This window comes from Streptomyces chisholmiae (genome assembly GCF_031845445.1).
Lineage (GTDB): Bacteria > Actinomycetota > Actinomycetes > Streptomycetales > Streptomycetaceae > Streptomyces > Streptomyces chisholmiae.
In genome coordinates this window covers 105,667-130,502 of record NZ_JAVREO010000014.1, presented here as the reverse complement: position 1 = coordinate 130,502, position 24,836 = coordinate 105,667, and the positions used below count along the sequence as shown (strand labels likewise).

The following is a 24,836-nucleotide window of genomic DNA, read 5'->3' as shown; positions in this document are numbered from 1 at the left end:
GCAGCCCACGCGCCGGGTGTGGCATCGTACGCAGCATGCACCGCGCCGACCGTCCCCCGTCACGCCGCGCGTTCCTCGATGTCACGGGCGCCACGGTGGCCGCCGGCCTCCTCGCCGGCTGCTCGGGGGACTCCGCCCGGTCCGACGATCCCGCCCCGCCCGCCTCCTCCGCCCCGACCACGCCCCCGCCGGTCGCGGTGACGGGCCGGCACCAGGCGGGGGTGACGCTGCCCCGGACGGCCCAGCCCCACCTGCTGGCCCTGGTGGCCGACCTCGACGACGCGGTGCCGCCCGGCCCACTGCTGGCCGAACTCGGCGAGACCATCCAGACCCTCGCCGCCGGGTCCGACCCACGCCTGCTGGGCCTGTCCCCCGGCGATGTGACCGTGACCGTCGGCGTGGGCCCGCGGCTGGTGCGGACCGCCGGTGACACCCTGCCCGGCGCGGCCGACCTCCCGGAGTTCTCCCACGAGCGGGTCGCCGCACGAGACCGGGACGGGGATCTACTGCTCCAGATCTGCGCCGGCGACCCTCTGCTGCTGCCGGTCACCGCCGCCGCGCTCCTGGACCAGGCCGGCGACCGCCTCCAGGAGCGCTGGCGGCAGTTCGGCCGCCGCGGCGCGGAGGTGCCGGTGGCCGAAGACCGCTCCGCACCGCGCAACCTGCTCGGCTTCATCGACGGCATCGTGGGCCCGCACACCACCGCCGAGCAGGAACGCGACCTGTGGCTGGCCGACCCCCCTGCGGTCGCCGACGGCACCCTGGCCGTCCTGCGGCGCATGGAGATCGACCTGACGCGGTTCGCCGCCCTGTCCGTCGGCGAGCAGGAGGCGGTCTTCGGTCGGCGCCGGGCCAGCGGCGAGCCCCTCTCCGGCGGCGGCGTCGACTCGGCCCCCGGACTCAACGCCAAGACACCCGAGGGGCGCTATCTCATCCCCGTGGACGCCCACGTGCGCAGGTCGAACCCCACCGTGGTCGGCGTCGGCCACATGCTCCGCCGCTCCTACAGCATCGACGCCCCCGCCCCCGGTCTGCTCTTCATCAGCTTCCAGAACGACCTGCGGACCTTCACGGCCACGCTCGCCCGGATGGACACCTCCGACGCGCTGCTGCCCTTCACCACCACGACCGCCAGCGCGACCTTCCTGATCCTCCCCGGCTACACCCCGCAACGCCCGCTCGGCTCCACCCTGTTCGGCTGAGCCCTGGGCTGGTTCCTGGTTCCTGGTTCCTGGTTCGGCCGGCTTCCTCGGCTGCCGCACGGGGCGGTGCGTGACCGATCGTGCCGGGTGGTGCCCCGGGCCAGCACCGGGCGACGGCTCGCCCTCCCGCCCACGCGCGGCGGGCGAGCGGGCGGTGCACGACGACACCGGCCCGCCCGAGACCTGTCCGCCGCGAGTACGGCCGTCCGGTGGCCGGGGCCAGACGCCACCCGAGCGCCCCCGGACCGGACGGCACGTTCATCCCTTGAGGAACGCCGCGATCCGCGGGGCGACCTTCTTCGGCGCCATCACGACGGCGCCGTGGTTGAGGCCGGGCACGGTGCGGTGGTCGGCCCGCGGCAGGATCTCGCAGATCGCGCGGGCGGCACGTTGGAAGGCCGCCGGGCTCTTGCCACCGGTCAGCACGAGGGTGGGCGCGGCCACCCCGTCCCACTCCCCCGCGTCCAGCGGCCGGCCCCGCTGGGTGTCGCCCATGACCGCGATGTCGTAGGGCAGCGTGCGGGCCAGCGCGGTGAGACTGGCCCACGTCTTCGGCATGAGCCTCATGAGCGACACCGCGATCCCGGGCATGCCCTGCACCCTGGTCATGAAGTACCTGACGGCATCGCTGTGCCGGCCCTCCGCGAGCAACATGGCGACCCGCCGCGCGAGATCCGCCGGCGGCCCGTCGTCCCCCTCGGCGACCACGAACGGCGGCTCGTACAGCGCCAGCCGTTCGATGTGCACGCCGGCGGCGGCCGCCCGCAGGGCGAGCACCGCCCCCGACGACGAGCCGAACAGCGACGCGAAGCCGCCGACATGCTCGACCAGGGCGGCGATGTCCTCGACCTCGCGAGCCACGGCGTAGGCGTCGGCGTCACCGCTGGCCCCCCGTCCGCGCCGGTCGTAGTTGATCACGGTGAAGTGCTCGGCGAGTAGCCCCGCGAGCTTGGCGGTGTCGGACCGGTCAGCCAACGCCGAGGCCACCAGCACGACGGCCGGCCCACTGCCCGACCGCTCGAACGCGATCTCCGTACCGTCGGCGGACACCACGCGGTCCTCGGCGCTGGCCGACTGCTGGCCACGGGATATTGACATGTCGATCTCTCCGGTTCGGATAGAGGCCGCCCGCCACAGCGGCACGCGTCACCGCCGGTGAGACTCGGACGGAGCGCAGAACTCATCGCCGCCCGGGCGTTGACCCCGCACTGCGCGGCCCGCCGAACCGGCATCGATGCGACACGCCTGGAGGCGGCCGTCGGCGCCGCCGTGACCGGACCACCGGGCGGCAGCTACGACGACGCCCTCTTCGCGCGGGAGCGCGGCCACGCGGTCGTCCACCTGCCGACCGCTGCGCCACCTCGCACCGGACGCGTGCACCCCATGACTCTGCCGGCCGCGGAACTGGCCGTCACCACCCATGTCGGTGAGCACGACGGCATCGAGGTCACGTACGGCGAACTCGGTACCTGGGTGGTGGAGAACGCGATGTCGGTGGCCGGGCCGGTGCGGAGGGTCTACGTTGTCGGCCCCCGTGACACCAGCGATCCCACGGCGTGGCGCACCGAGATCGGCTGGCCGGTCTTTCGGGTCGCCTGATGACGCGATCAGTGCGGTGCGGATGGCCCAGCTACCGAAACTGCGGTTCCCCCTGTTTAACCGCGGCCGGACAGCTCGTGACCACCGGCCGTCGGTGAACTCTCCGCCTTGCCCGGCACTGGACCTGGACCTGGACCTGGCACATAACCGAAGCCCTCGACCAGCTCACTGAGCTACCCGACCCTAACTGACCGGCGGATTTCCCTGTCCCGTCGACAGCACCCCAACGCCCGGAGCAGTGGATATCCGGCGCCACCCGAGGCGACACTCGGGTCTTCGGCCTGCACAGCCTCAGCCCACAGCAGGAAAGCGGTCCACCGACTCCGTCGGCGGACCGTCACGAACCTTCGAGGTTAGCGTCGGGGCTTCCTGAGAAGTGAGTTCCTTGGGATGGCTCTGGGGAGGGACGTATGACGGTGACGGCGTTTGACGAGTCCGAGCGTCGAGCGTGGGCTGGGCAGGCGGATGCATATGCGAGCAGCTTCGCCAAGCTCTGTGCGTATCCGGTGCCCCGATTGCTCGACGCCGTCGGGATCAAGGCGGGAATGCGTGTGCTCGACGTGGGGACGGGCAGTGGCACTGTCGCCGCGGCTGCGTGTGGACGAGGAGCGAAGGTGGCGGCGGTCGACGCCGAACCCAGCATGATCGCTATTGCCGCCCGGGCAGCGCCAGCAGCTGATGTGCGCCTCGCGACCCTGCCTGACCTCCCTTTCGCGGACGATGAGTTCGACGCTGTGGTCGGAAACTTCGTGCTCAACCACGTCGGACGGCCTCGGACAGCCCTGGCGGAGCTGCGCCGGGTGACGCGGCCCGGCGGGCGGATAGCTGTCACCATCTGGCCAGCCCCCGCAGCCGCCGGGCAGGCTCTTCTTGGAAGAGCCGTTCAGGCGGCGGGTGTCGGCCGTCCCGCTCACTTGCCTGCTTTGGAGCCCGGCGACGACTTTCCTCGTACTGAACATGGTTTCGCCGCCTTGCTGGGAGCCGCCGCCTTGATGAACGTCGTCTGCGACACCCTGCTGTGGGACCACCGGACGACCCCGGAGGAGTGGTGGAGCGGCCCGGCCGCCGGAGTGGCGACGATCGGGCAGATCGTGAGGAGCCAGTCCACAGAAGTCATCGAGGCGATCAAGGGACACTTCGATGCGCTGTGTGCAGAGTTCATCGATGCGAACGGTGTTTTGGTGCTGCCTCATGCGGCCTTGATGGCGCATGGCCAGGTATGACTTCGGGCTTGGCAGCTGGTGGCTCAGTGCACTTCAACGGAATCTGTGGTGATGTCCTTCGTCAGAAGCTCTCCGGAGTTGACGGAGTTTCGGGATGCCCAGGACAACTGCCGGACGCCGGGCCTGGCGCTCGGTCTCCTCGCGCTTTGCGCGGAAGAAGGTGAGAGTGAGGTTGATGCCTTCGGCCTCGCCGAGCCAGCTCTTCTCTTCGGCCCGCCGCAGGCGGACGAGGAGGTCGGTGCCAAGTTCTGCGAGACGGCCGAGCATCTTCGGGTTGCCGTGCGGCATGGGGCAGCGGATGCGGGCTGCGCTGAACTATCGCTTAATTCCCGCCGAATGAGCTGTCCAGCTCATCCATGCCGGTAGGCCCGGGCCGCACGACGTCAGCACATCTTCCCGATCTTCAACGCTCGCGCCCGCTCTCCACTGTTCTCCGGGCGGATGCGCTCGGCCAGGCAGTGCCGGTGGGAGATGATCGTGTGGCTCCCTGGACCGTCGCTGCTGCGAGAGTCCAGGACGAGGGCGTCTCCACCTGGGCCCAACGTGGTCGGTTCACCACAGAAGTCGCAGCTCCAGCGCAGCGATTCCAGGTCGGCGGGTCGGATGGTGAGCCGCACTGATACCGGCGGATGCCAGCGGTGGATTTGCTCGATCACTGCGTCGATCTGTGAACCGATGGGTGGAAAGAGCGCGCGTAGTTCGTCGTAGCTGCTAGTGGTCTGGGAGAACTGCTGGATCATGTCGATAGAGGCCGACAGACCAGCGTTCTCGTAACCAACGATCTCCACGAGCACACCCCATGAGTGATGGCTGAGGACGCTGGCCCGCACCTTCTGGCCAGGCATGAGCGCCAGACTCTCCGTCTCGAATCTTTCCATGGACCGCTTCCCCATCCCTTAGCCCAACAAGCCGCACCTGGTGGCGCTCATGCGCGCGTGTCGTTGACGTCGGAGCCGATCACCGAGCTCAGGGCTTGCAGAGCGTCATCGTAGGGGTGACGGTCGAACTGGAACGGACCGAATGCCACATAGTCGCGGGCCTCGCGATGCGGTTGCTCAAAGGCGTCCCAGGTCACGAGGTCAGCCGTCGCGGTGATGCGGGCCATGAGGGGCCAGCATCCCCACTCGCCGCATGCACAACCGAGAACGGGTGTCTTCGGCCCCATCGCGTTGGTGGACCGTCCGAGGAAGTGATCCCGCATCGGGCCGAACCGGAAGAACTCCGGGATCAGACCGCCGTAGGCGTTGCCTGCGGGCCGCATCCCGGCGGCGATCTCGAACCCGTCGATCAGCTCGGTGAGTGGTGCTCCGTCGATGCGGGGGACGATCACGAGCGGCCCGCCGTCGCCACGGTGTTGCCAGTCGAACCGGATGTCATGGCTGGTCATCCAGTGATTGTGTCAGCGAAGCCGGGCCCTCCGCCTCGGTGGGTTGAGCTGCGGCTATGCGCGGCATGCCGAGGTCGATCGCCGTACCCCAGGAAACTCGTCGGTCCATCTGAGCAAGCTCGGCTTCGGCTCCAGCCAGGCTGACCCGGGGCCCTTCGACCTCTCCGAGCCAGCCTTCGCGCTCGGCGTCGGCGATGCGGGCGACGCGATCGAGAACGCCTCGGTGCTGGCGGTACGCGACGGCGCGCCGTCGACCGGCCGCGCACCCACGTACGCGCGGGTGCGGACCCTCGTCAACGGGCCCGGCGTCATGGGCCGGTGAGCTTGTCGAGGTCGGGCGCGTAGACGGTCATCCAGTGCGGGTTCAGCCGGTAGTAGACGACCTCGCGGTTCCAGTCGAAGTCGTCGTCGCCGTAGAAGTCCTTCAAGTAGGCGAGGAGTTCCTGCCAGTCGGCCGTGGTCTCGGCGTCCTCGGGGTTCAGCTCCTCCACCGTGCCGTGGGTGAACACGCCCAGGTCCTCGCCGCGCAGGTGCGCGACGCTGGCGGCCGGACGGGCCGCGAGATGACGGGCCTTGGCGGCGTTGCGCGCCGTGCCGAAGTGCCACCGGCCGTGCAGGAAGTGCCCGTCGGCGCCGCTGATCCGCGGTTCGCCCTTCGCGGTCACCGTGGAGAGGGCGAGCGTGCACATGCCGGTGATGACCCCGGTGAGCTGCGCCGCCGTAATGGTGCGGCTCTCGACGATCGAGCGGAGGTGTGCGGTCGAGCCGGAGAGGGAGGAATCGAGGAGGGACTGGAGCTTGTTGAGTTCTTCTGGGGTTTCGCGCATACGTCCATCGTCGGCCGTAAACCCGACACCTTCTGTCGTCATTGATCTTCTGTCGTCATTGATGAAGCAGCGGTGAGGTCGCTCCGCGCGGGTTGGGAGGCCGCCCCTACTTCGCGGCCGGCGGAACCTGGCGCCGATACGCCCCCGGCCGCCCTCCTCAACCCGGCGTGGTCCCCACGCACGCGGGGGTGTTCCCCCTCCCGGGCGCAGGCCGCCTACCGGTGAGCCTCTTCCCGGTGCACACGAGACGCCCCGGGTGGCTCCGCCACGAGAACGCACCGCAGGTGGCAAGGGTTCGGGCGGGAGGAAGGACTGGGCAGCGACTCGCACTCTCCGTGTGTGCGGACAGCACCCATCGATAAGAAGTAGCCACGATGCTGTCGGTGGCTGATGATCAGCGGATGCGTCCACTGCGGCACGGCTACACCAACCGCACCGTCAGCGACGGTGCGGTCGTGGAGAAGACCTACGAGGGTCCCGACGCCGAACTCAGGCTGCGGCGCGAACGCACACTCCTGACCCGCCTCCAGGGCCAGTTGCCCGTGCCGCCGGTACACGGAGCGACCACGAACACCCTGACGCTCGGCTTCGTCACTGGCACGCCCGGCCAGGAACTCCTGGCCGCCGGTCGCCCCGAAGAGGTCCTGGCAAGCTGCGGAAACCTGCTACGCCGCATCCACACAACCGCGCCAGCCGAACTACCCACGGACGCGCTCGGCGCGGGCAACGTGCTCGTGCACGGTGACTTCGGCCCCAACAACGTGCTGCTCGACCCCAACACCTGCGATATCACGGCAGTGGTCGACTGGGAGTTCGCCCACCTCGGAGATCCGGTCGAGGACCTGGCCTGGTGCGAGTGGATCGTGCGGACGCACCACCCCGAGTGCCGCCATGCGCTCGGCCACTTCTTCCGGGCCTATGGCGAGCCGGTGCCGCCCTGGCCGGCCCGCAGGGCCGCCATGCTCACCCGGTGCGAGGAACTGCGCCAGTTCTGCGACCGCTGGGAGCCCAACGGCCCGGGCGTGCGGCAGTGGCGGGAACGCGGCACGACGACCGCGGGCTGGCAGGAGTAACGGCGCCCACGCCACCGGCCGAGCGGCACCGGGACTGGAGTTGCCACTGGCACTGGCACTGGCACTGGCACGCACAACCGCGCCTCGCAGCACTGGCGTTGCTCATGGAGATCGAGCATCACCTGATGTGGATGCCTTCCGAAACCCGAAGCAGCCGCGTAGGAGGCTTGCGAGCAGCAGCGGTTGGGGGTCCCACGCTGGTAGGCCGGTGGGCGAACTACTCACATCTCCGCAGCGACGCGAGAGCACGGTTGGCGTGCGGCAAAATACGTCTGTCGACTCGCCGAAGAGCCGAGGGACCATGCGCCCGAGATGTACAACTCACCCCGAGATACTTGCGTTTCACCAACTATGCCGGTCTCAAGCAAAGCTAACGAAAACCCCACCCCTACCGAATAAACCCGCAGGTCATCTCCTCCGCTCCCCGCGCACGCGGGGATGTTCCCTCGGCGAACGCGTCGAGCAACTGGGCATGAAACCGCTCCCCGCGCACGCGGGGATGTTCCCCGCCGACCCCCGGGGGAGGAGTTCCCCCCCAACCGCTCCCCGCGCACGCGGGGATGTTCCCAAGGCGGACGCCTACGCCATCACCCGCCGGGCCCGCTCCCCGCGCACGCGGGGATGTTCCCGGTACGCCGAGATCCGCCAGCTCAATGCCGAGCCGCTCCCCGCGCACGCGGGGATGTTCCCAGGCCGCCCTCGTACGACGGGAGGCCGGCCAACCGCTCCCCGCGCACGCGGGGATGTTCCCTCCCCCAAGGCCCGCTCGTCCCAGCCGTCGGCCCGCTCCCCGCGCACGCGGGGGTGTTCCCGCTGGCGCCGATACCGTGCCCGAGCGCCCCGGCTGCTCCCCGCGCACGCGGGGGTGTTCCCGTCCGCCGGATGCTGCTGCGGCGCGGCTGGGGCTGCTCCCCGCGCACGCGGGGGTGTTCCCGGCAACCGCATCTTCATGACCGGCCACACGCCCTGCTCCCCGCGAACGCGGGGGTGTTCCCGACTGAGGGCGGCAGCCGAAGCCCTTGCCCGGGTGCTCCCCGCGAACGCGGGGGTGTTCCCTCCTGCTCAACCGCCGCGCCGGCCGGCTCGTCCTGCTCCCCACGCACGCGGGGTCTTCCCACGAACATCCCCGTACCAGTCGCCAACACCCGGCCGCTCCCCGGTTCTGGTGCGGAACGGGCGCAGGGCCGCGTGGCGGGGCGCAACGCCTCAGGGCTGGTCGATCTGGGCGGCGGCCGCTTCCAGGTCGGCGATGGTGCCCGACATGATCGTCCGGACGTGGCTGGTGATGTGCTGCACGGGCCAGTCCCACCACGCCACCGCGAGGAGTCGGCCGACGTCCGCGGCGTCGTAGCGAGTTCGGATGAGGCGGGCGGGGTTGCCGCCGGCGATGCCGTAGTCGGGGACGTCGCTGGTGACCACGGCGCCGGCGGCGATGATCGCGCCGTGGCCGATGCGGACGCCGGGCATGACCGTGGCGCCGTGGCCGAACCACACGTCGTTGCCGACGACGGTGTCGCCCCGGCCGGGGAGGCCGGTGATCAGGTCGAAGTGCTCCGCCCAGGAGCCACCCATGGTGGGGAAGGGGAAGGTGGAGGGGCCGTCCATGCGGTGGTTGGCGCCGTTCATGAGGAACCTGGTCCCCGTCCCGAGCGCGCAGTACTTGCCGATGATCAGCCGCTCGGGACCGTAGTGGTACAGGACGTTGCGGGTCTCGAACGCGGTCGGGTCGTCGGGGTCGTCGTAGTAGGTGAAGTCGCCGACCTCGACCAGCGGTGAGGTCACCAGCGGCTTGAGCAGGACCACCCGCGGGTGTTCGGGCATCGGGTGGAGCACGGTGGGGTCGGCGGGAACAGCGGGAACGGCGGGGACGGGGGGCATCGCGAGGGCGGTTCCTCTCCAGGGGGCTACTGCGACAACCGTCGCGTTAGGATGTTGACACAGCCCTGCCACCTTGATCAACCGGATACCGATTGCCGATGACAGACCCACCCGACACGACCACAGGCCGCCGCCCGGGCGGGCGCACCGCCCGCGTCCGCGCCCAGGTCCTCGACGCGGTGCGCGCCGAACTCGCCGAAGGCGGGCACGAAGGACTCACCATGGAGGGGGTCGCGACGCGGTCCGGAGTGCACCGCGCCACGGTCTACCGACGGTGGCGCGACGTCGGCGGCCTGCTCGCCGACCTGATCGACGCCGCCGGCGAGATCGACTGGCAGCCACCGGACACCGGCTCGCTGCGTGGCGATCTGACGGCCCTCAACCGGGAGATTCAGGAATCCCTGGTCGTGCGGCCGTCGTTCGCCATCGCCCTGATGGCCGCCTCGTTCCACTCCGAACAGGCCGCGCGAGCCCAGACGCGGCTGTGGGCGGACCGGTACGCCCAGTGCGAGATCCTCGTCGAGCGCGCCAGCGCACGCGGTGAACTCCCCGCCCACCACACCGACGCGCGCCGCCTGCTGATCGCCGCCACCGCACCGCTCTACCACCAGCTGGTGCTCCTGCGCGCCGAACCGAACCCGCGACTCCCGGAACAGGCCGCGGCGACCGCGGTCCTGGCGGCCACCGCGGGCGCCTTCTCCGTCCGTCGAGAGGAGAGCGGGTGAACGACGAGACCGGGAGCGGACGCGCGCACCCTCAAGGGCACGACACGACCCGGAGCACGGACCGGTAGCCCCGGTCCGGACACCGGGGGGCGGCGAGCCGCGTGGCCAGCCGCTGAGAACGCACCCACAACGCGGGGGTCGGGGTCGGGGTGCGCTCGTCACGGACGGGCAGAACGGTGGCGGGCGACCTTGGCCTGGTTGCCGCAGGTCTTCATGCTGCACCAGCGACGCCGACGGCCGCGGGAGGAGTCGATGAAGAACCAGCCGCACCGGTCGCAGGCGCGCACCCCCCGCGGGGGCGGGTTGAGCACGAGCATGATGCCGGCCAGCGTCACAACGGCGAGCGCCCCCCGCGGCGTGTGCGCGCTGGTGGACCCGTCGGGACGAAGGGTCAGGTCGGTGACGGAGTGCCGGGCGGTGTCGAGCAGGCCAGCGAAGGCGTCGGTGGGAAGGGGGCGACGACCGTCCCGGTGCACGTCGAGGACCGTCCACAGCAGTGCGCGCAGCGTGCGGGCCTCGGTCAGGGTGGTCTCGGTCACCCGAGCGCGGGCGCTGTTGTCCGGAAGCACACCTGCTCGGGCGAACCAGGCGGCGAGTGCGTCGGTGTCGGTGAACAGGTCGGCGCCGGTCTCTGGCCAGCGGCGGTAGACGGTGTTGGCGAAGTCGAGGGCCAGGTGCCCGGCGATGAAGTGGTCCTCGCCCCACTCGGTGGCGGTCGTCATGACGGCTGACGCCTCATCACCGGCCGGACGCGCTGGCGCCGGTCAACCTCCGTGCACCCGACGGCGGTTGTCCGACGCGCAGCGCCAACCCGCCCCCCTCGTCCCCGCCCCGGTGCGCCGGCCACGCGTCGATGCTCGGCCGCCCGTGCACGACCCCAGCGGCCACGAGCCCGGTCGCCCCGCAGGCCGCTGACGGTCGCGCGGTCGCTCCGCGTCGCCGGTATCAGAGTCCTGGCCCTCAGCGTCGCCGCCCTCATACCGCGACCCTCGCCCGCTCGATAGCGTCGCGCGTGAAGGTGACGAGCAGGTCCGCGACCTCGGCGGCGTGGGTCTCCAACAGGAAGTGCCCGCCGTCGAAGATGTGCGCCTCGAAGGTGGCGAGCGCCTGGTGGTAGGCGAGGACTTCGGCGATGTCGAACGCCGGGTCGTGGCGGCCCCACAGCACCATGCACGGTGGTTGCCACCTGGCGTGGTAGTCGGCGATCTCCCCGAAGCGGGCCACGTGCTTGCGGTAGTCGTAGAAGAACTGAAAGTACACCTCGGTGTTGCCCGGCCGCGACAGGCGTTCCCAGTCCAGATGCCACGACTCCGGCGGGTGCAACTCCGCCACCTCCGCCGGCAACCCGGCGAGGTAGGTGTCCCGGGTGCCCTCGAAGGTCAGCCACTGTGGCAGCGCGGCCCGGTTCTCCTCGGTCGGATCGGCCCAGAACCGCCGAGCGGAGTCCCACGCCGGGCCCAGGCCGGCATCGTGCGCGTTGCCGTTCTGCACCACCAGGCCCAGCACCCGTTCCGGGCGGCGGGTGGCCAGGAAGTAGCCCACCGGCGTGCTGTAGTCCGTCACGAACAACACGTACCTGGTCACGCCCAGCTCGTCGAGCAGGGCCTCGATCACGCGGGAGAGGCCCTCGTACGTGTACGCGTACTCCGCCACCGGCGGGGCCTCGGAGAACCCGAACCCCGGGATGTCCGGCGCGACCACGTAGGCGTGCTCCCCCAGGACCGGCAGCACCTCGCGGAAGGAGTAGGACGAGCTGGGCGCTCCGTGCAGCAGCACGACGGCGGTCGACGACGGGGTCCCCGCTTCGCGGTAACGCACCCGCAACCCCTCCACCTGACGGTCCCGGTGCCTCGTCTTGGCTGCGCGCTTCACGGTCGGACTCCTCGTCGTCGCTCGCTGGTGACGGCCTCATCGTAACCATATTGGGCTTGTTTAACGGTTACTGGTGGGGTGGGTCGGAGGCCACGAGCGATCGCGGCCAGTTGGGCCGCGGCGACTGGGAGCGGCCGCCGAGCGGCAAGGAAAACGACGAGGCCGCGCACCGCCGCGACGCGGCGAGGCCGCGGTGAAGCCGGAAGGCATGCCTCCCCGTGAACAGGACCGGAGCGATTCGCCTTTCGTCTCGCCGACCACGCCGGACGGAGACCCGCAGCAGGCACCCGTCCAGAACCACCCGAGACCGGGCAACCGCGCTCCCGCACCTGCCACTTACCCGCACCCAGCACCGACTTCCCGAGGCGCAGGCGACACTTGGAATACGGCAGAATGCACCTGCCCGCGTGGTGGAGAGGTGAGGAGCGAAACAGACCGTGATGTACATGTTTCGGCGACTATGCCGGCCTCAAGCAAAGTAAGTAAAAACCCCACCCCAGCCGGATAAACCCGCAGGTCACCTCCTCTCTTCCCCGCGCACGCGGGGGTGTCCCCAGCAGCGGCACCTCGTGCTCGGGGGCGGTGAGCTCTTCCCCGCGCACGCGGGGGTGTCCCCGGCGAGAGAGCCGTGCCGTGCGGTGACCGCAGCTCTTCCCCGCGCACGCGGGGGTGTCCCCATGTGCTCGCCGGAAAGCAACGTCTGCGCGAGCTCTTCCCCGCGCACGCGGGGGTGTCCCCGGCTCCACGGCGGAGACCGTGGTGCAGGCCGGCTCTTCCCCGCGCACGCGGGGGTGTCCCCTGCGGCGTCCGATGGGTCGAGGAATGGACCCTCTCTTCCCCGCGCACGCGGGGGTGTCCCAGTATGTGTGGGTCCGCCCGACGTTGGCAGCGCTCTTCCCCGCGCACGCGGGGGTGTCCCCGGACCGCACTTCACCGGGCTCTGGACCCCGACCTCTTCCCCGCGCACGCGGGGGTGTCCCCGCCGCCAGAACCGGCCTGCGGGCCCCTGACAACTCTTCCCCGCGCACGCGGGGGTGTCCCCCTGATCAACGTCATCAACGCCGAGCTGTCCCGCTCTTCCCCGCGCACGCGGGGGTGTCCCCGTCAGCGGCGGATGAGGGTCTTGGGGGTGCCGCTCTTCCCCGCGCACGCGGGGGTGTCCCCACCCACGTCTCGCGGGCCAGCGCGGCGTTCAGCTGCTCCCCGCGCACGCGGGGGTGTTCCCTGGCGTCGCGGGCGGACCGTGTCGCCGCCGCGGGCGACACCGACTCACACGACCCACAGGGCCCTCGCAGGGGCGCGCGTCAGGGCCGCATGTACGGCAGAATGTGTCTGCCCACTCGACGGAGCAACAAGGAACACTACGCCCGCTATGGCCGACTCACCCCGTGGTGCGCACATTTCACTGGATATGCCGGCCTCAAGCAAAGTAAGTAAAAACCCCGCCCCGGCCGGATAAACCCGCAGGTCATCTCCTCTGCTCCCCGCGCGTGCGGGGGTGTTCCCGTCCGTCTCCGCACGCCTCATCAACAACAACTCTGCTCCCCGCGCGTGCGGGGGTGTTCCCGTGCACGGGCAACCGGTCGGAGGAAGAGGAGTCTGCTCCCCGCGCGTGCGGGGGTGTTCCCTGCTCCCGGACCCACGGCCCGGTGACTGGTTCCTGCTCCCCGCGCGTGCGGGGGTGTTCCCTTGGAATCCATGAGCGCCTATCTCTATCAGGACTGCTCCCCGCGCGTGCGGGGGTGTTCCCGAGTGCGCCCGGGCGGGCCGTCCTTGGCAGTGCTGCTCCCCGCGCGTGCGGGGGTGTTCCCAGGTCGTTGGTGGCGCCCAGGCCCGGCTTGTACTGCTCCCCGCGCGTGCGGGGGTGTTCCCTGGAGGCTGAGCAGGCGCAGCGGGACCGACAGCTGCTCCCCGCGCGTGCGGGGGTGTTCCCCGCCCCCCGACCGGGCCCCCGAGGTGCACCCGCTGCTCCCCGCGCGTGCGGGGGTGTTCCCGGAGAGCCCATCATGCCCCTGCCCCGCTTCCCCTGCTCCCCGCGCGTGCGGGGGTGTTCCCCATGAGGGGGTCTCCGTTCGGGGATGTGCGCGCTGCTCCCCGCGCGTGCGGGGGTGTTCCCTCTCTCTGCGAGAAACGTGGGTTGATCACCAGCTGCTCCCCGCGCGTGCGGGGGTGTTCCCGTGGGCCCGCCGGGGCCGGCCGGGCCGCCGGGCTGCTCCCCGCGCGTGCGGGGGTGTTCCCGTCCTGGTCGTGGACGAGGCGTCCATGGTCGACTGCTCCCCGCGCGTGCGGGGGTGTTCCCGCCGAGTCGAACCCCGTCCTGAACGGGCTGGACTGCTCCCCGCGCGTGCGGGGGTGTTCCCGTCATGCACCAGTCCGTCATCGCTCTGCTCGCCTGCTCCCCGCGCGTGCGGGGGTGTTCCCGGCCAGAGGATCTGTCCCACCACGGCGGCGCCCTGCTCCCCGCGCGTGCGGGGGTGTTCCCGAGGGCGCCCGAGGTAGGCACAACCTAACCCGCTGCTCCCCGCGCATGCGGGAGTGTTCCCCAGGTGTTGCCCTGCGGGTCCGTCACCGCGGTGCTGCTCCCCGCGCGTGCGGGGGTGTTCCCAGGGTTGTTGCTCTGGTCGGTGGTGGCCGTACCTGCTCCCCGCGCGTGCGGAGGTGTTTCCGCTTTACGGCGTAAAGACCGGCCCACGTGGCGCTGCTCCCCGCGCACGCGGGGCTCCCCCGCGCCCACCGCCCCCGGGTCGTCGTCTCCCGCAACTCCGTTGCCGCCGGCGCCCGGTGGCGAGCATCGTGCAGGGCGTCACCGTGGCGCCCCCCCCGCCCCGGGGGTAGGCGGACCTCGCGGTCGGCCGCGGCCTCGGGGATCGCGGGCTCGGCCGTCGGCGGCCGCGCCCCCGGCGGGGTCGGTGCCGCGCGGTGTCAGGCCGCGGGCTGCTCCTGGAGGGCGCGCACCTCGACCCGGCTGCGCAGGGCCCGCGAGGCCTGCTTGGCCCATTCGATCGCCACGTCGTCGTTCTCGGCCTCGATGATCCAGAAGCCGCCGAGGTACTCGTCGGCCTCGACGAACGGGCCCGGGGTGAGTACGGGGCTGTCGCCGGAGTAGTCCACCGTGGTGGCGCTCGACGGTGGCTGGAGGCCGCCGGCGGTCACGAACGCGCCCGCCTCCTGGATGGCGGTGTTGAACGCGCCGACCGCGGCGATGACCTCCTGCAGCTCCGCGGGGTCCATGCTCTCCATCGTCGGCTCCTCGGCGGAGTCGTGCGGGAGGCTCAGGAAGTACTGCGTCATGGCCGTCTCCTCGTTCTTCGGGCTTCGTCCTTCGGGCTTCGGCCGACTGCCGCTGCCTTCATGACGGAAACGTTAGGCGCGGCTCGCCGCCGACGTATCAGTCATCGTGACTGGTGTCCGGGGAAGCGACGACCGGCGTCAGCCGCCGGACGGGGCCTGGACGAGGCGGGCCAGTTCGGCGCGCCCGGTGACGCCGAGCTTCGGGTACGCCTTGTAGAGGTGGTGGCCGACGGTCCGTGGGCTGAGGAAGAGCTGGGCGGCGATCGCCTTGTTGGTGTGGCCGCCGGCGGCCAGCCGTACGACCTGTAGTTCCTGCGGGGTCAACAGGGTGAGCGGGCCGCCGCGTTGGGGTTCGTCGCCCCGCTCGCCGAAGGCGGCCAGCTCGCCGCGCGCCCGCTCGGCCCAGAGCCGCGCGTCGAGGCGCTCGAACGCGGACACCGCCGCCGCGAGGTGGCCGCGGGCCTCCGCGCGGCGACGTCGGCGCCGCAGCCACTCGCCGTAGACGAGCTGGGTGCGGGCGCGCTCGTACGGGCCGCCGTGCCGTTCGTGGAGCCGCAGCGCCTCGGCGTACAGCGCGTCGGCGTCGCCGTCGTCGGCGAGCAGGGCCCGGCACCGCAGGGCGAGCCCGGTGGCGACCGGGCGGTCCACGTGCTCGGCCCAGTGCAGGAAGGCCGCCAGTGGTCCGTGGGCGCGGTCCGGCGTGCCGCCGCGCACGGCGGCCTCCACCAGGTCCGGCACCGCCCGCACCAGGAGGTCGCGGCTCGCGGGCCCCCGGGACACCTGCTCAAGCCGGTCGCACGCGTCGCCGAACCGCCGGGCGGCCAGGTCGAGCATGCCGAGGCCCCAGGCCGCGATCTCGGCGTTGACCCGGTGCCGGGCCCGGGCGCGCGGGAGCACCTCGTCGGCCAGCGCCCGGCAGCGTGCCTCGTCCCCCGACACGGCGTGCAACCACACCTCCACCGACCGGTGGGCCAGGCTCTCGGTCGTGTTCCCGAGTTCGTCGCTCACGGAGACGCCTTCCGCCACGCACGCGCGGGCGTCCGCGAACTCGCCGCGCAGCAACCGCGCCACGGCGAGCACGTTCAGCGTGTACGGGACCCACCCCAGCGCCCCGGTGGCCCGCACCACGGCCAGCATGTCCTCGGTCCCGGCGACGACGACATCGTCGTCGGCGATCATGAGCCCGCCGAACCCGACGGTGATGCGCTGCATCAGGTCGTGCCCGCCGCCGGGGGTGGCGGTGTGGAGATCGCGCATCGGCCCGACGGCCAGCTCCGGACGTCCGGCGAACAGCTCCGCCCACCCGAGGAGGGCGGCGACGACGGGGGCCCAGTGCGCCGGCGGGGTGAAGCCGCGCAGCAGCTCCGCCGCCCGCCGCAGGAGGTCGTGCGCCGCCCCGTGCCGGGCGGCGTGCACGGCCTCGTAGAGCGTGAGCGCGGCCCGCTCCGGATCGGTGTCGCGCACCAACGCGGCGGCCTCAAGCGTCAGTTCCGCGTCGGTCCGCGGCGAGGTGCGTTCGTACTCCACGGCGCCACGGGTGTAGATGGCGTCGGTCCGGACGCCGGTGTCGGCGGTGAGCGCGAGCGCCTCGGCCGCCAGCCGGGCGGCGCGGTCGGCCTTGCCCGCGTCGAACGCGGCCTGGCTGGCCCGGGCGACCCGCCGGGCCTTCAACTCCCGGTCGGCACTGAGCCGACCGGCACGTTCGTAGGCGGCGCACACCGCCATCGCGCCGCCCCGGTGCAGGGCCCGCTCCGCGACGCCTTCGAGTTCGGCGGCCACCGCCTCGTCGGGCTGGGTGGTGGCGGCGGCGAGGTGCCAGGCCCGACGGTCGGCGTCGGCGTCCGCGCGCAACGCCTCCGCGTAGGCGCGGTGCACCTCGATCCGCCGGTGCAGCGGCGCGTCCTGGTAGGCGGCCGCCCGGACCAGCGGGTGGCGGAACGTGACCCGGCTGTCGATCCGGACCAGCCGGTCACGTTCGGCGGGCGCCAGGTCGCCGGCGGCGCCACCGAGGGATTCGATCACGTGCAGGATCGTCGCGAGGGGCGCCGCCGTGTCGGCCGCCGCCACCAGCAGCGCGCGTTGGGTCGGCTCGGGAAGCCCCACGATCTGGTGGCGGAACGTCTCCTGCACGCGCCGGGTCACCGGCAACGGGCCGACCTGCTCGGCCGGTTCGGACTCGTCGACGTCGCGGGCCGCGAGCCGCGACGCCCCCAGCTCGATGATCGCCAGGGGGTTGCCGCCGGACTCCGCGAGAACCCTGGTCCGCAGCCGTTCGGCGAGTGCCGGGGCGTGGTCGTCCAACAGCCGGGCGGCGTCGGGCCCGTCGAGGCGGGACAGGTCCATGACCTCCACGCCGGCCAGCGCGAACGGCACCGCCGTCTCGCGCACCGCGAACAGCAACGCGATCGGGTCGGCCACGAAACGGCGAGCCGCGAACAGCAGCGCCTCCATCGACCCCTGGTCGAGCCACTGCAGGTCATCGACCACGCAGAGCAGCGGGGCGTCCTCGGCCAGATCGGCCAGCAACGACAGGGTGCCGGCGGAGATCAGGAACCGGTTGGCCTCGTCACCCTCGGCCAGGCCGAACGCGCAACGCAGCGCCGTCGCCTGGGGAGTTGGCAGGGCGTCCAACCGATCCAGGTAGGGAAACAGGAGTTGGTGCAGGCCGCCGTACGCCAGCTCGTAGTCGGACTCGACCCCGGCCCCGCGCACCACCCGCATGCCCTCGGCCTCGGCGGCCGCCACGGCGTGATCGAGCAGGACCGACTTCCCGATCCCCGGCGCGCCCCGCAGCCCCAGCGCCCCACTGCGTTCGTCCCGCGCGTCCGCCAACAGGCGCCGCACTCGCGCCTGCTCGGCATCCCTTCCCACCAGGTACATGCCGGGCACCCTAACCGGCGCCCGCGAACTCGCTCACCCCGGCAGGGCCGGGAGGCCCTGGTGGCCCACCGGCCCGGGGCGACGGGCCGCGCCGCCGGGCCGTGAGGTTCGTGGCCGGTGACGGTGGTGCGGCAGGGGCAACTGGCCGGAGTGACAGCTTCTTTCCCGGTGTGTGCGGGGTGTTCCCACCGAACGACGAACGCGGTCTTCCGGGGTGTCGGAGAGGTTGAGGGGTTGGCTCCCCCCACGCGAACAGGCGCCGGGCGCTTGGCTGTTCGGGTGGGCAGGGAGGGCCGGGCGGCGGCTCGGACTGTGCGCGTGTGCGGACGACACCGGTCGGTAGGGCGCAGCCGCGGTGCTGGCGACGGCTGATGATCGGCGCGCGGATGCGTCCGCCGAAGCACGGCGATAGCGACGGGCACCGTCGGTGATGGTGCCCGTCGTGGAGAAGACTGGCGTGGGCCCCGACGCCGACCTCAAGCTGCGGCGCGCAGCGCACTTTCCTGGCACGGCTCCGGGGCCGGTGGCCCGTGCCGCCGGTGCACGGGCGACCACGGGCATCCCGACGCTCGGCCGCGTGGCGGGCGTGCCCGGCCAGGAATTTCTGGACGCTGGAGACCGGTTGTCCCGAGGAGGTGCTGGCGGGTTGAGGGAACGCGCTCTACCGTATCCACGAGATCGCGCCAGGCGGGCTGACGCCGGACGTGCAGGGAAGGGCCGGCAGGCGGCAGAATGTGTCTGACCGCTCGACGGAGAGGCCAGGAGTGATGCACCCGCTATGACCAACTCGCCCTGTAGTGCGCAGGTTTCAGCGATTATGCCGGCCTCAGGTAAAGTAAGTAAAAACCCTGCCCGCGCCGGATAAACCCGCAGGTCATCTCCTCTGCTCCCCGCGCACGCGGGGGTGTTCCCAGTTCGCGATCGTCGCCGACTACGTGCGCGCCCTGCTCCCCGCGCACGCGGGGGTGTTCCCGTCACGGCGCGTGCCCTGACGGAGTGGTCGCGCTGCTCCCGCGCACGCGGGGATATCCCCTTGGACGGCGCATCCTGCTGCACTCGCCAGCTCATCTCCCGTGTACAGGCAAGGGCGTTGCCGTCGCGTGGGTGGGATCTGGGCTTGGTGATCACGCACGCCGATTGCGAGGCAGGCCACGCCCTCCAAGGGCGGAGACGAGAAGCGCCGGTTCGCGCGCCTTGAGACGGGGGACGCAGCATCGTGCCAGCGGTTGGGTCAGCTGGCGTCGGTCTTGAGGTGGGCGATGACGGAGGACCAGGCCCCGGGGCACGAACGCACGCGTCGCGGGTGCGGTCTTGGCCTACCTTTGCCGCATCGCGGATGAGTTGGAGCGACGCCACCGCAACGCCTGCAGCGTTGTCGCACCTTTCTGCGCCTCGTGGGACCAGGGCGGTGTGGCCATCGTGACGCGACACTGACTCACGCAGTCCACGGGGCTTCCGCAGGGCGTGAGGCCGAGGTTGCGCGTGCGGCAGAATGTGCCTGACCGCTCGACGGAGAGGTGAGGAGTGATACGCCCGCTATGGCCAACTCCCCCTGCGGTGCGCACGTTTCAGCGGATATACCGGCCTCAAGTAAAGTAAGTAAAAACCCCACCCCTACCGGATAAACCCGCAGGTCATCTCCTCTGCTCCCCGCGCATGCGGGGGTGTTCCCATCGGACGCGGTGGCCGCGTCGTCCTCGAAGGCTGCTCCCCGCGCATGCGGGGGTGTTCCCTGCCGGTCTGGGACGCTGGATCAGACGGGGGTCTGCTCCCCGCGCATGCGGGGGTGTTCCCCATGTGGTCGATGTCGAGCGAGCCGGCGTTCGCTGCTCCCCGCGCATGCGGGGGTGTTCCCCATGTGGTCGATGTCGAGCGAGCCGGCGTTCGCTGCTCCCCGCGCATGCGGGGGTGTTCCCGCGACGCCCCCTGCCCCATCGAACTGGCCAAGCTGCTCCCCGCGCATGCGGGGGTGTTCCCACCCTGCACGCCACGACCAGCGCCTCGGCGCCCTGCTCCCCGCGCATGCGGGGTGTTCCCGAGGAGCGGGTCAGCCTGTGCGGGTGGTGCGCTGCTCCCCGCGCAGCGGGGGTGTTCCCAACGCCGGATCGGGCTTGCGGGCGTCGATGTCGCCGGAGACCTGCTCCCCGCGCATGCGGGGGTGTTCCCCAGGGCCCCACGCGGGTTTCGCGGGGGACGGCCTGCTCCCCGCGCATGCGGGGGTGGCCCGTCCGCGCACCACGGCCGGCGCCGTAGCACGGCTGCTCCCCGCGCGTGCCGGGGTGGTCCCGACACGCTGAACTGCCCAGACCCGGGCGGGAACTGCTCCCCGCGCAAGCAGGGACGTTGCCGTCAGGCGCGCGGGGCCTGGGGAGGTCGGTGGCCGGGGCCGGTGATCACGGGGCCGGGCATGGCGCCCCCGGGCGGAGACGCGGGACGCCGGGTCCGTCGCCCTGGAGGGCGAGGGGCCCGGCGTCGTGGCGGGGGGTTGGGTCAGCTGGGGTTGGTCTTGAGGTGGGCGATGAAGGAGGACCAGGCCGTGGGGGCGAAGACGAACGCGCCGCGGGCGCGGTCCTTGCTGTCGCCCACCGCGATGCCGCCCTCGTCGACGGGCTGGGTCTCGACGCACTGGCCCCCGTTGTCAGCGCTGTACGACGAGCTGCGCCACCGGTTCGCGGGCAGGTGATGCCGGATCATGGGGTGCCTCCCACTCGCTCCTCAGGACACGGGCCACCAGCACGGAATCGGCCTCCCGCGCTCACGCCACTTCTCGCCGCCGCCGGGAGGGGCGTCAGGCCAGCAGGTCGGCTTGCCCGTCCTGGATGCCTCCGACGAACGCGCGGTAGTCATCCATGGACAACACCAACACCCGGGCGTCCGGGTGGCCGACGTCCTTGGAGTCACGCAACGCCACGACCCCGTCGAGGAAGGCGACCTCCAGGCAGTTGGCGCCGCCGTTGCTGCGGTGACTCTTGGTCCAGACTGCGTTGGTGAGGTCCAGGTTCTTGATCATCAGTGGTGTTCCTTTTTCGCATCGCGAATGAGTTGGAGCGACGCCGCCGCGTCAAGTGCCTCGGTGCGGAGATGGTTCATCGTCGTCTCGTACCGACCAATGTCCCTATCTTCCTCCAGGAAGAGGGTGGTTGTCAGCGGCTCCACCACCACAACCGGTGGACCGGCAGCGAAATGCAGCAGCTGGAAGGCACCTTCCAGCCCGGAGTGCGCGCCCTTGGCGAACGGCAGGATCTGGATGGTGACATGCGGGTACTCGCTGGCGACACGCGTCAGGTGGTCCAGTTGGGCCCGCATGATCTCGGGGCTGCCGACCTGCCGGAACAGGCCCGCCTCGTCCAGGACCACCCAGAGGTGCAGCGGGTTCTCCCGTGTCAACGCCTTGGCCCGCTCCAGCCGTAGCCGGACGAACGAGTCGATCTCCCGGTCCGTCTGCCACTCCCGGCTTCCCTGAACGATGGCCCGGGCGTACTCCTCGGTCTGGAGCAGCCCTGGCACGAAGTGCGCGAAGGTCTCCGACTTCGTGGCCATCTCCTCCAGTTGGAGGTAGTCACCGAACCGGCCCTTGACCGCGATGCGGTACTCCTCGAACAGGTTCTTGCCGCGCTTCGAGGACGAGGACGCCAACTTCGCCAGGTAGAGCAGGTACTCCCGCTGCTCCTTCTCCCGGACCTCGTACACCTCGCAGTACCCGAGGACCGCCGTCGGAGGCACCCGCTGTCGGCCGTGTTCGATCCTGCTCAGCGCCGACTCACCGGACAGAACCAGTTGAACCGCTGCTTCCTTGAGAGTCATGCCCGTCTTGGTTCGCAGGCTCTTCAAGGCCAGGCCGAGCCGGCGTCGATGGATGTTGGGTTGCGCGTCCGTCATGTTCTTCCTCCCTTGCGGCGCACCCTACCGGCGATCTGGCGCCGCATCAGACAGTTCCCCCATCGCACAGACTTTCCAACCAGCTGGACTTGCGGACAAGTTTGCTCGTCTGCCACTCTTCCGATGTTACCGAACGTGGGCGCTCGGAGACTCAAGATCGCAAACAAGCGCCGTTATGGGCAAGTTGCTGTCCACTGCTGACGATCTGTCCGTGATCTCAGGGCGCGCCGGACTGGAGGAGTTATGGCTGTCGCAGTTCGCTCCATCGAGTGTCAGGCGCGTGGCTGGTCGTTAACCGCGAGCGCGGCCGGCATCGAGCACCGGAGACGGCAGACGGCAGTCCTGCTCCAGGAGTGGGGAGCGACGCAACGAGCCGTCGAGATGGCGCGACTGGGTGTCTCCGAGCTGCTGTCCAACGTGGTGAAGCACGCCGTGAGCCGCCGGTGCAGTCTGCGGGTCTCGCGTATCGGCGCCGACGCCGTGGTGCAGGTCTTCGACCAGTCGAAGGATCTGCCGGTGATCGAGAGACCGGACTGGATGGCCGAAGGCGGGCGGGGGTTGTGGCTCCTGCGGGAGATGGCCGACGGCTTCGGCTACATGCCGAAGCCCTACACGAGTTGCTCCGGACTGGCCCTCGGCAAGGTCGTGTGGTTCTCGTGCTGGGGCGCGTTCCCCTCGGACGGCACGGCATGAGAACGCCCGCTGGGCACGTGCCGAGCGTCGCCGAGATCCCCGGCGCCGACTGGGAGTTCCAGCCCTCGGGACCGGGGGTGGCGCCAGCCGAGCACTGGGCCTTCGGCCCGTGCTGGTTCTCCTGCGGGCACCAGGTCAGAGCGGTGCTGTGGATCGGGGGCGTGACCACCAACGGAGTCGCCGCACCGTTGTACGCGTGCAACCCATGTCTGGGGCAACTCCACTCGATGGCCTGGGACTTCGCGGAGGCGTCGTGGGACGCCCCGGTGGACGGGCTGGGGCGGCCGATGCCGCTCTACCCGTCGGCGGCCGACACCACCCCGCGGCCGGTGGCGCGTTACCGGGGCCGCCACCGCAGGGCGCGGACGGCTTTCGGGGCGCGGTTCACACAACTGGCCACCACCGCCGGCCAGTTACTTGCGCCAGCCGGAACAGGAACGGAAGAGAGGCGGTCGTCGTGACCGACAACCAGGCGATATCCATCGTGCGGGGTGCGGACTGGGTGCTGTGTGAGGAACGCGGCGCCGGTGCGCCGGAGGCGATCTTCGGGGCGGAGTGCGCGAGTTGCGGGGAGCAGTCGCCGCTCTTCGATGACGATTCGCTGCCGGTGGCGGTGTGGTCGCTGCACCACACGGCGGGGAACCCGGAGCACGCACGGTTCTTGTTCCGGACCGAGAAGCACTGGCGGGTGGTGCGTCGACCGGAGGCGGGTGAGGCCGGTGGTGGCGGTGGGCGGGCGAGTCCGGTCGCGGGGTTTCTGGACCGGGCGGCGGGGCCGGCGTTCGTCGGTCTGATGTGCCTGCTGACCGCACTGTCCGGGCTGCTGCCCGTCCTCACCACTCACTGAATGTCGTCTGTTCGAAGGGGAGTTACCGCCATGTCCATCGGCGTCTCGTTTCATGTGCTGGCTACCACGCGGTGTAATCACGCGTTGATGGTGCGGGGGGAGAAGGAGGACGGCAGCGGCGAGGGTTGGGTGTTGCCGCACGGCACCGTTCCGGCCGGCCAGTGCCCGATCGCCACCGCCCGTGAGTACCTGATGGCGACGACCGGCTATGACCGGGCGTTGACGGAGGTCCTCGCGTTGACCACGAGGACGGATGCCAAGGGTGCGGTCATCGGCCTGACCTATGTGTTGGACGGGGACACGTTGCCGGATGTGCCGTCGCTGGACCCGAGTCCGCGGGCCGGTTGGGTGCCGTTGCGGGAGCTGCACGAGCCGCCCGGGCTCTACCAGTACGCCATCATCTCCGCCGGCCGCCGCCACGCCCTCCCCCTCCTGGTGGACGGGGACCGGCCCGAGGCCGCCTTCCACTGACCACTCACACGCCCGGCTGCCCTGTCGCAGGGGCAGCCGGGCCCACCCGGCCGAAAGAAAGGACCGCCGTGTCGTTGGGGCACGTCATCGTCGGCGCCTACCTCAGGGCCGTCCGCACCCACCGCAACCTCACCCTCCACCACGCCGCCACCCTCATCAACGCATCCACCGCCAAGATCAGCCGCATCGAGAACGGCCTCCACCAACCCAGCGCCGACAACGTCCACCGGCTGGCCGCTGCCTACGGACTCACCTGCACACCCTGCCGCACCCACCTCGCCCAACTCCTCACCCCAACAACGGAGGAGTCAACCGTGCTGCACGACACCCAGCCCGGCCACCACACCCGCCGCACCGCCACCGAAACCGGAGCCACCAGCCTCCTCTACTACACCACCCAACTCATCCCACCCCCCTTCCAGACCAACGACTACCGAGCCGCCCTGCCCACCACCACCGAGTCAGCAGAGGCGCACCCCGACTCCCATCCTCAACTTCCCGCCACGCCCACCCCAACCCACCGCCCCACCACCCTCTACCTCGACGAGTCGATCCTCCACCGCACCCTCGTCCCACCCCACACCCTCGCCCACCAACTCCACACCCTCCACCACCTCAGCCACCGAGCGAACTACACCCTCCGCATCGTCCCCCTCGACGCCGGCCCCACCCACCACCCCGGCACCCTCACCGAAATCAACCGCCCCCACCACCGCCTCTACGCCCACCACACCCACCACACCACCTGGACCACCACCCCACCCCACACCCTCCTCCACCACCTCCACACCCACGCCCTCACCCCAGAAGCCACCCGCCACACACTCCACCAAGCAGCCAACCGACTCACCCGCAACACCCACCACCCGCGGTGACGGACAAGTCCCGCCGACCACAGCGCAGTTCGGCCGGGCGTGCGGTCGCGACCACCACGCACTACTATCGATACGCATCGACAGGCCAGGCACCGTCCCCGGAGGAGAGCCGAC

The 24,836-nt window shown here is 71.1% G+C and carries 24 protein-coding genes, 1 pseudogene and 5 CRISPR repeat arrays; of the genes and pseudogenes, 12 read left to right on the top strand and 13 right to left on the bottom strand.

All coding sequences use genetic code 11. From position 1 onward, the window contains the following. Positions 1–35: 35 nt before the first annotated feature. On the top strand, positions 36–1,202 hold the full coding sequence (locus tag RM844_RS22550) for a Dyp-type peroxidase (RefSeq protein ID WP_311669158.1): 1,167 nt from the start codon (positions 36–38) through the stop codon (positions 1,200–1,202). A gap of 258 nt (positions 1,203–1,460) precedes the next feature. On the opposite strand, the gene RM844_RS22545 is transcribed toward RM844_RS22550, so the two are convergent. After that, on the bottom strand, positions 1,461–2,300 hold the full coding sequence (locus RM844_RS22545) for an alpha/beta fold hydrolase (protein ID WP_311669157.1): 840 nt from the start codon (positions 2,298–2,300) through the stop codon (positions 1,461–1,463). Positions 2,301–2,471: 171 nt separating this feature from the next. Here RM844_RS22545 and RM844_RS22540 point away from each other — a divergent pair, with 171 nt between their 5' ends. The 3 genes and pseudogenes from RM844_RS22540 to RM844_RS22535 all read left to right on the top strand — a co-directional run bounded on the left by RM844_RS22540 (position 2,472) and on the right by RM844_RS22535 (position 4,024). Next, a complete protein-coding gene (locus tag RM844_RS22540; protein WP_311669156.1) occupies positions 2,472–2,801 on the top strand; it encodes a GyrI-like domain-containing protein in 330 nt (109 codons plus the stop codon). Between the two features lie 37 nt (positions 2,802–2,838). Beyond that, a pseudogene (locus RM844_RS33765) lies at positions 2,839–2,992 on the top strand (IS1380 family transposase); the annotation flags it as partial. A 225-nt stretch (positions 2,993–3,217) separates the two neighbouring features. Continuing rightward, a complete protein-coding gene (locus tag RM844_RS22535) occupies positions 3,218–4,024 on the top strand; it encodes a class I SAM-dependent methyltransferase (RefSeq protein WP_311669222.1) in 807 nt (268 codons plus the stop codon). A 33-nt stretch (positions 4,025–4,057) separates the two neighbouring features. Here the strand turns inward: RM844_RS22535 and RM844_RS22530 are convergent, their stop codons facing one another. The 3 genes from RM844_RS22530 to RM844_RS22520 all read right to left on the bottom strand — a co-directional run bounded on the left by RM844_RS22530 (position 4,058) and on the right by RM844_RS22520 (position 5,411). Continuing rightward, positions 4,058–4,312, bottom strand: a complete 255-nt coding sequence (locus RM844_RS22530; protein WP_311669155.1) for a recombinase — start codon at positions 4,310–4,312, stop codon at positions 4,058–4,060. A gap of 95 nt (positions 4,313–4,407) precedes the next feature. After that, positions 4,408–4,902, bottom strand: coding sequence for a hypothetical protein (locus tag RM844_RS22525; RefSeq protein WP_311669154.1), 495 nt, complete (start codon positions 4,900–4,902; stop codon positions 4,408–4,410). Between the two features lie 47 nt (positions 4,903–4,949). Further along, positions 4,950–5,411, bottom strand: a complete 462-nt coding sequence (locus RM844_RS22520; protein ID WP_311669153.1) for a hypothetical protein — start codon at positions 5,409–5,411, stop codon at positions 4,950–4,952. 43 nt (positions 5,412–5,454) lie between these two features. Here RM844_RS22520 and RM844_RS22515 point away from each other — a divergent pair, with 43 nt between their 5' ends. Continuing rightward, complete coding sequence (locus tag RM844_RS22515) at positions 5,455–5,733, top strand: hypothetical protein (protein WP_311669152.1); 279 nt, start codon at positions 5,455–5,457, stop codon at positions 5,731–5,733. Here the strand turns inward: RM844_RS22515 and RM844_RS22510 are convergent. Further along, positions 5,720–6,238, bottom strand: a complete 519-nt coding sequence (locus RM844_RS22510; RefSeq protein ID WP_311669151.1) for a pyridoxamine 5'-phosphate oxidase family protein — start codon at positions 6,236–6,238, stop codon at positions 5,720–5,722. The two genes, RM844_RS22515 and RM844_RS22510, sit on opposite strands and share 14 nt — an antisense overlap. Positions 6,239–6,621: 383 nt before the next feature. Here RM844_RS22510 and RM844_RS22505 point away from each other — a divergent pair, with 383 nt between their 5' ends. Beyond that, positions 6,622–7,311: a phosphotransferase gene (locus RM844_RS22505; RefSeq protein ID WP_311669150.1), complete on the top strand. Its 690-nt coding sequence runs from the start codon at positions 6,622–6,624 to the stop codon at positions 7,309–7,311. A 417-nt stretch (positions 7,312–7,728) separates the two neighbouring features. Next, positions 7,729–8,367: direct repeats of the CRISPR family, unit length 29 nt; unit sequence CCGCTCCCCGCGCACGCGGGGATGTTCCC. A 150-nt stretch (positions 8,368–8,517) separates the two neighbouring features. Here the strand turns inward: RM844_RS22505 and RM844_RS22500 are convergent. Then, the gene (locus RM844_RS22500) at positions 8,518–9,189 is read right to left on the bottom strand and encodes a CatB-related O-acetyltransferase (RefSeq protein ID WP_311669149.1); all 672 of its coding nucleotides are present in this window, start codon (positions 9,187–9,189) and stop codon (positions 8,518–8,520) included. A 98-nt stretch (positions 9,190–9,287) separates the two neighbouring features. Here RM844_RS22500 and RM844_RS22495 point away from each other — a divergent pair, with 98 nt between their 5' ends. Then, positions 9,288–9,914 (top strand): TetR/AcrR family transcriptional regulator, encoded by a 627-nt coding sequence (locus RM844_RS22495; RefSeq protein ID WP_311669148.1) that lies wholly within the window; start codon positions 9,288–9,290, stop codon positions 9,912–9,914. 158 nt (positions 9,915–10,072) lie between these two features. On the opposite strand, the gene RM844_RS22490 is transcribed toward RM844_RS22495, so the two are convergent. The 7 genes from RM844_RS22490 to RM844_RS22460 all read right to left on the bottom strand — a co-directional run bounded on the left by RM844_RS22490 (position 10,073) and on the right by RM844_RS22460 (position 21,836). Continuing rightward, positions 10,073–10,636 carry a CGNR zinc finger domain-containing protein gene (locus RM844_RS22490; RefSeq protein WP_311669147.1) on the bottom strand — a complete coding sequence of 188 codons (564 nt, stop codon included), beginning with the start codon at positions 10,634–10,636 and terminating at the stop codon, positions 10,073–10,075. A gap of 253 nt (positions 10,637–10,889) precedes the next feature. Next, complete coding sequence (locus RM844_RS22485) at positions 10,890–11,786, bottom strand: alpha/beta fold hydrolase (protein WP_311669146.1); 897 nt, start codon at positions 11,784–11,786, stop codon at positions 10,890–10,892. Positions 11,787–12,312: 526 nt separating this feature from the next. Next, a CRISPR array of direct repeats spans positions 12,313–12,585; the repeat unit is 29 nt. 91 nt (positions 12,586–12,676) lie between these two features. Next, a CRISPR array of direct repeats spans positions 12,677–13,011; the repeat unit is 29 nt. A gap of 251 nt (positions 13,012–13,262) precedes the next feature. After that, positions 13,263–14,452: a CRISPR direct-repeat array (repeat unit 29 nt; unit sequence CTGCTCCCCGCGCGTGCGGGGGTGTTCCC). Positions 14,453–14,708: 256 nt separating this feature from the next. Further along, positions 14,709–15,077, bottom strand: a complete 369-nt coding sequence (locus tag RM844_RS22480) for a YciI family protein (protein WP_311669145.1) — start codon at positions 15,075–15,077, stop codon at positions 14,709–14,711. Positions 15,078–15,215: 138 nt separating this feature from the next. Further along, positions 15,216–17,957 carry an ATP-binding protein gene (locus RM844_RS22475; RefSeq protein ID WP_311669144.1) on the bottom strand — a complete coding sequence of 914 codons (2,742 nt, stop codon included), beginning with the start codon at positions 17,955–17,957 and terminating at the stop codon, positions 15,216–15,218. A gap of 1,642 nt (positions 17,958–19,599) precedes the next feature. Next, a CRISPR array of direct repeats spans positions 19,600–19,995; the repeat unit is 29 nt; unit sequence CTGCTCCCCGCGCATGCGGGGGTGTTCCC. A 452-nt stretch (positions 19,996–20,447) separates the two neighbouring features. Then, positions 20,448–20,651, bottom strand: coding sequence for a DUF397 domain-containing protein (locus RM844_RS22470; protein WP_311669143.1), 204 nt, complete (start codon positions 20,649–20,651; stop codon positions 20,448–20,450). A 94-nt stretch (positions 20,652–20,745) separates the two neighbouring features. Next, entirely contained in the window at positions 20,746–20,967 is a 222-nt protein-coding gene (locus RM844_RS22465) for a DUF397 domain-containing protein (protein WP_311669142.1), read from the bottom strand. Beyond that, positions 20,967–21,836 carry a helix-turn-helix domain-containing protein gene (locus RM844_RS22460; RefSeq protein WP_311669141.1) on the bottom strand — a complete coding sequence of 290 codons (870 nt, stop codon included), beginning with the start codon at positions 21,834–21,836 and terminating at the stop codon, positions 20,967–20,969. Before RM844_RS22460 ends, RM844_RS22465 begins: the two co-directional genes overlap by 1 nt. Before the next feature lie 243 nt (positions 21,837–22,079). On the opposite strand from RM844_RS22460, the gene RM844_RS22455 reads away from it, so the two are divergent. From RM844_RS22455 to RM844_RS22435, 5 genes are all read left to right on the top strand, one after another. Continuing rightward, a complete protein-coding gene (locus RM844_RS22455) occupies positions 22,080–22,529 on the top strand; it encodes an ATP-binding protein (RefSeq protein ID WP_311669140.1) in 450 nt (149 codons plus the stop codon). Next, on the top strand, positions 22,526–22,990 hold the full coding sequence (locus tag RM844_RS22450; RefSeq protein WP_311669139.1) for a hypothetical protein: 465 nt from the start codon (positions 22,526–22,528) through the stop codon (positions 22,988–22,990). Before RM844_RS22455 ends, RM844_RS22450 begins: the two co-directional genes overlap by 4 nt. Beyond that, positions 22,987–23,376, top strand: a complete 390-nt coding sequence (locus RM844_RS22445; RefSeq protein WP_311669138.1) for a DUF7848 domain-containing protein — start codon at positions 22,987–22,989, stop codon at positions 23,374–23,376. Before RM844_RS22450 ends, RM844_RS22445 begins: the two co-directional genes overlap by 4 nt. Positions 23,377–23,406: 30 nt before the next feature. Further along, positions 23,407–23,847: an NUDIX hydrolase gene (locus RM844_RS22440; protein WP_311669137.1), complete on the top strand. Its 441-nt coding sequence runs from the start codon at positions 23,407–23,409 to the stop codon at positions 23,845–23,847. A gap of 68 nt (positions 23,848–23,915) precedes the next feature. Further along, complete coding sequence (locus RM844_RS22435; protein ID WP_311669136.1) at positions 23,916–24,722, top strand: Scr1 family TA system antitoxin-like transcriptional regulator; 807 nt, start codon at positions 23,916–23,918, stop codon at positions 24,720–24,722. Positions 24,723–24,836 lie beyond the last annotated feature (114 nt).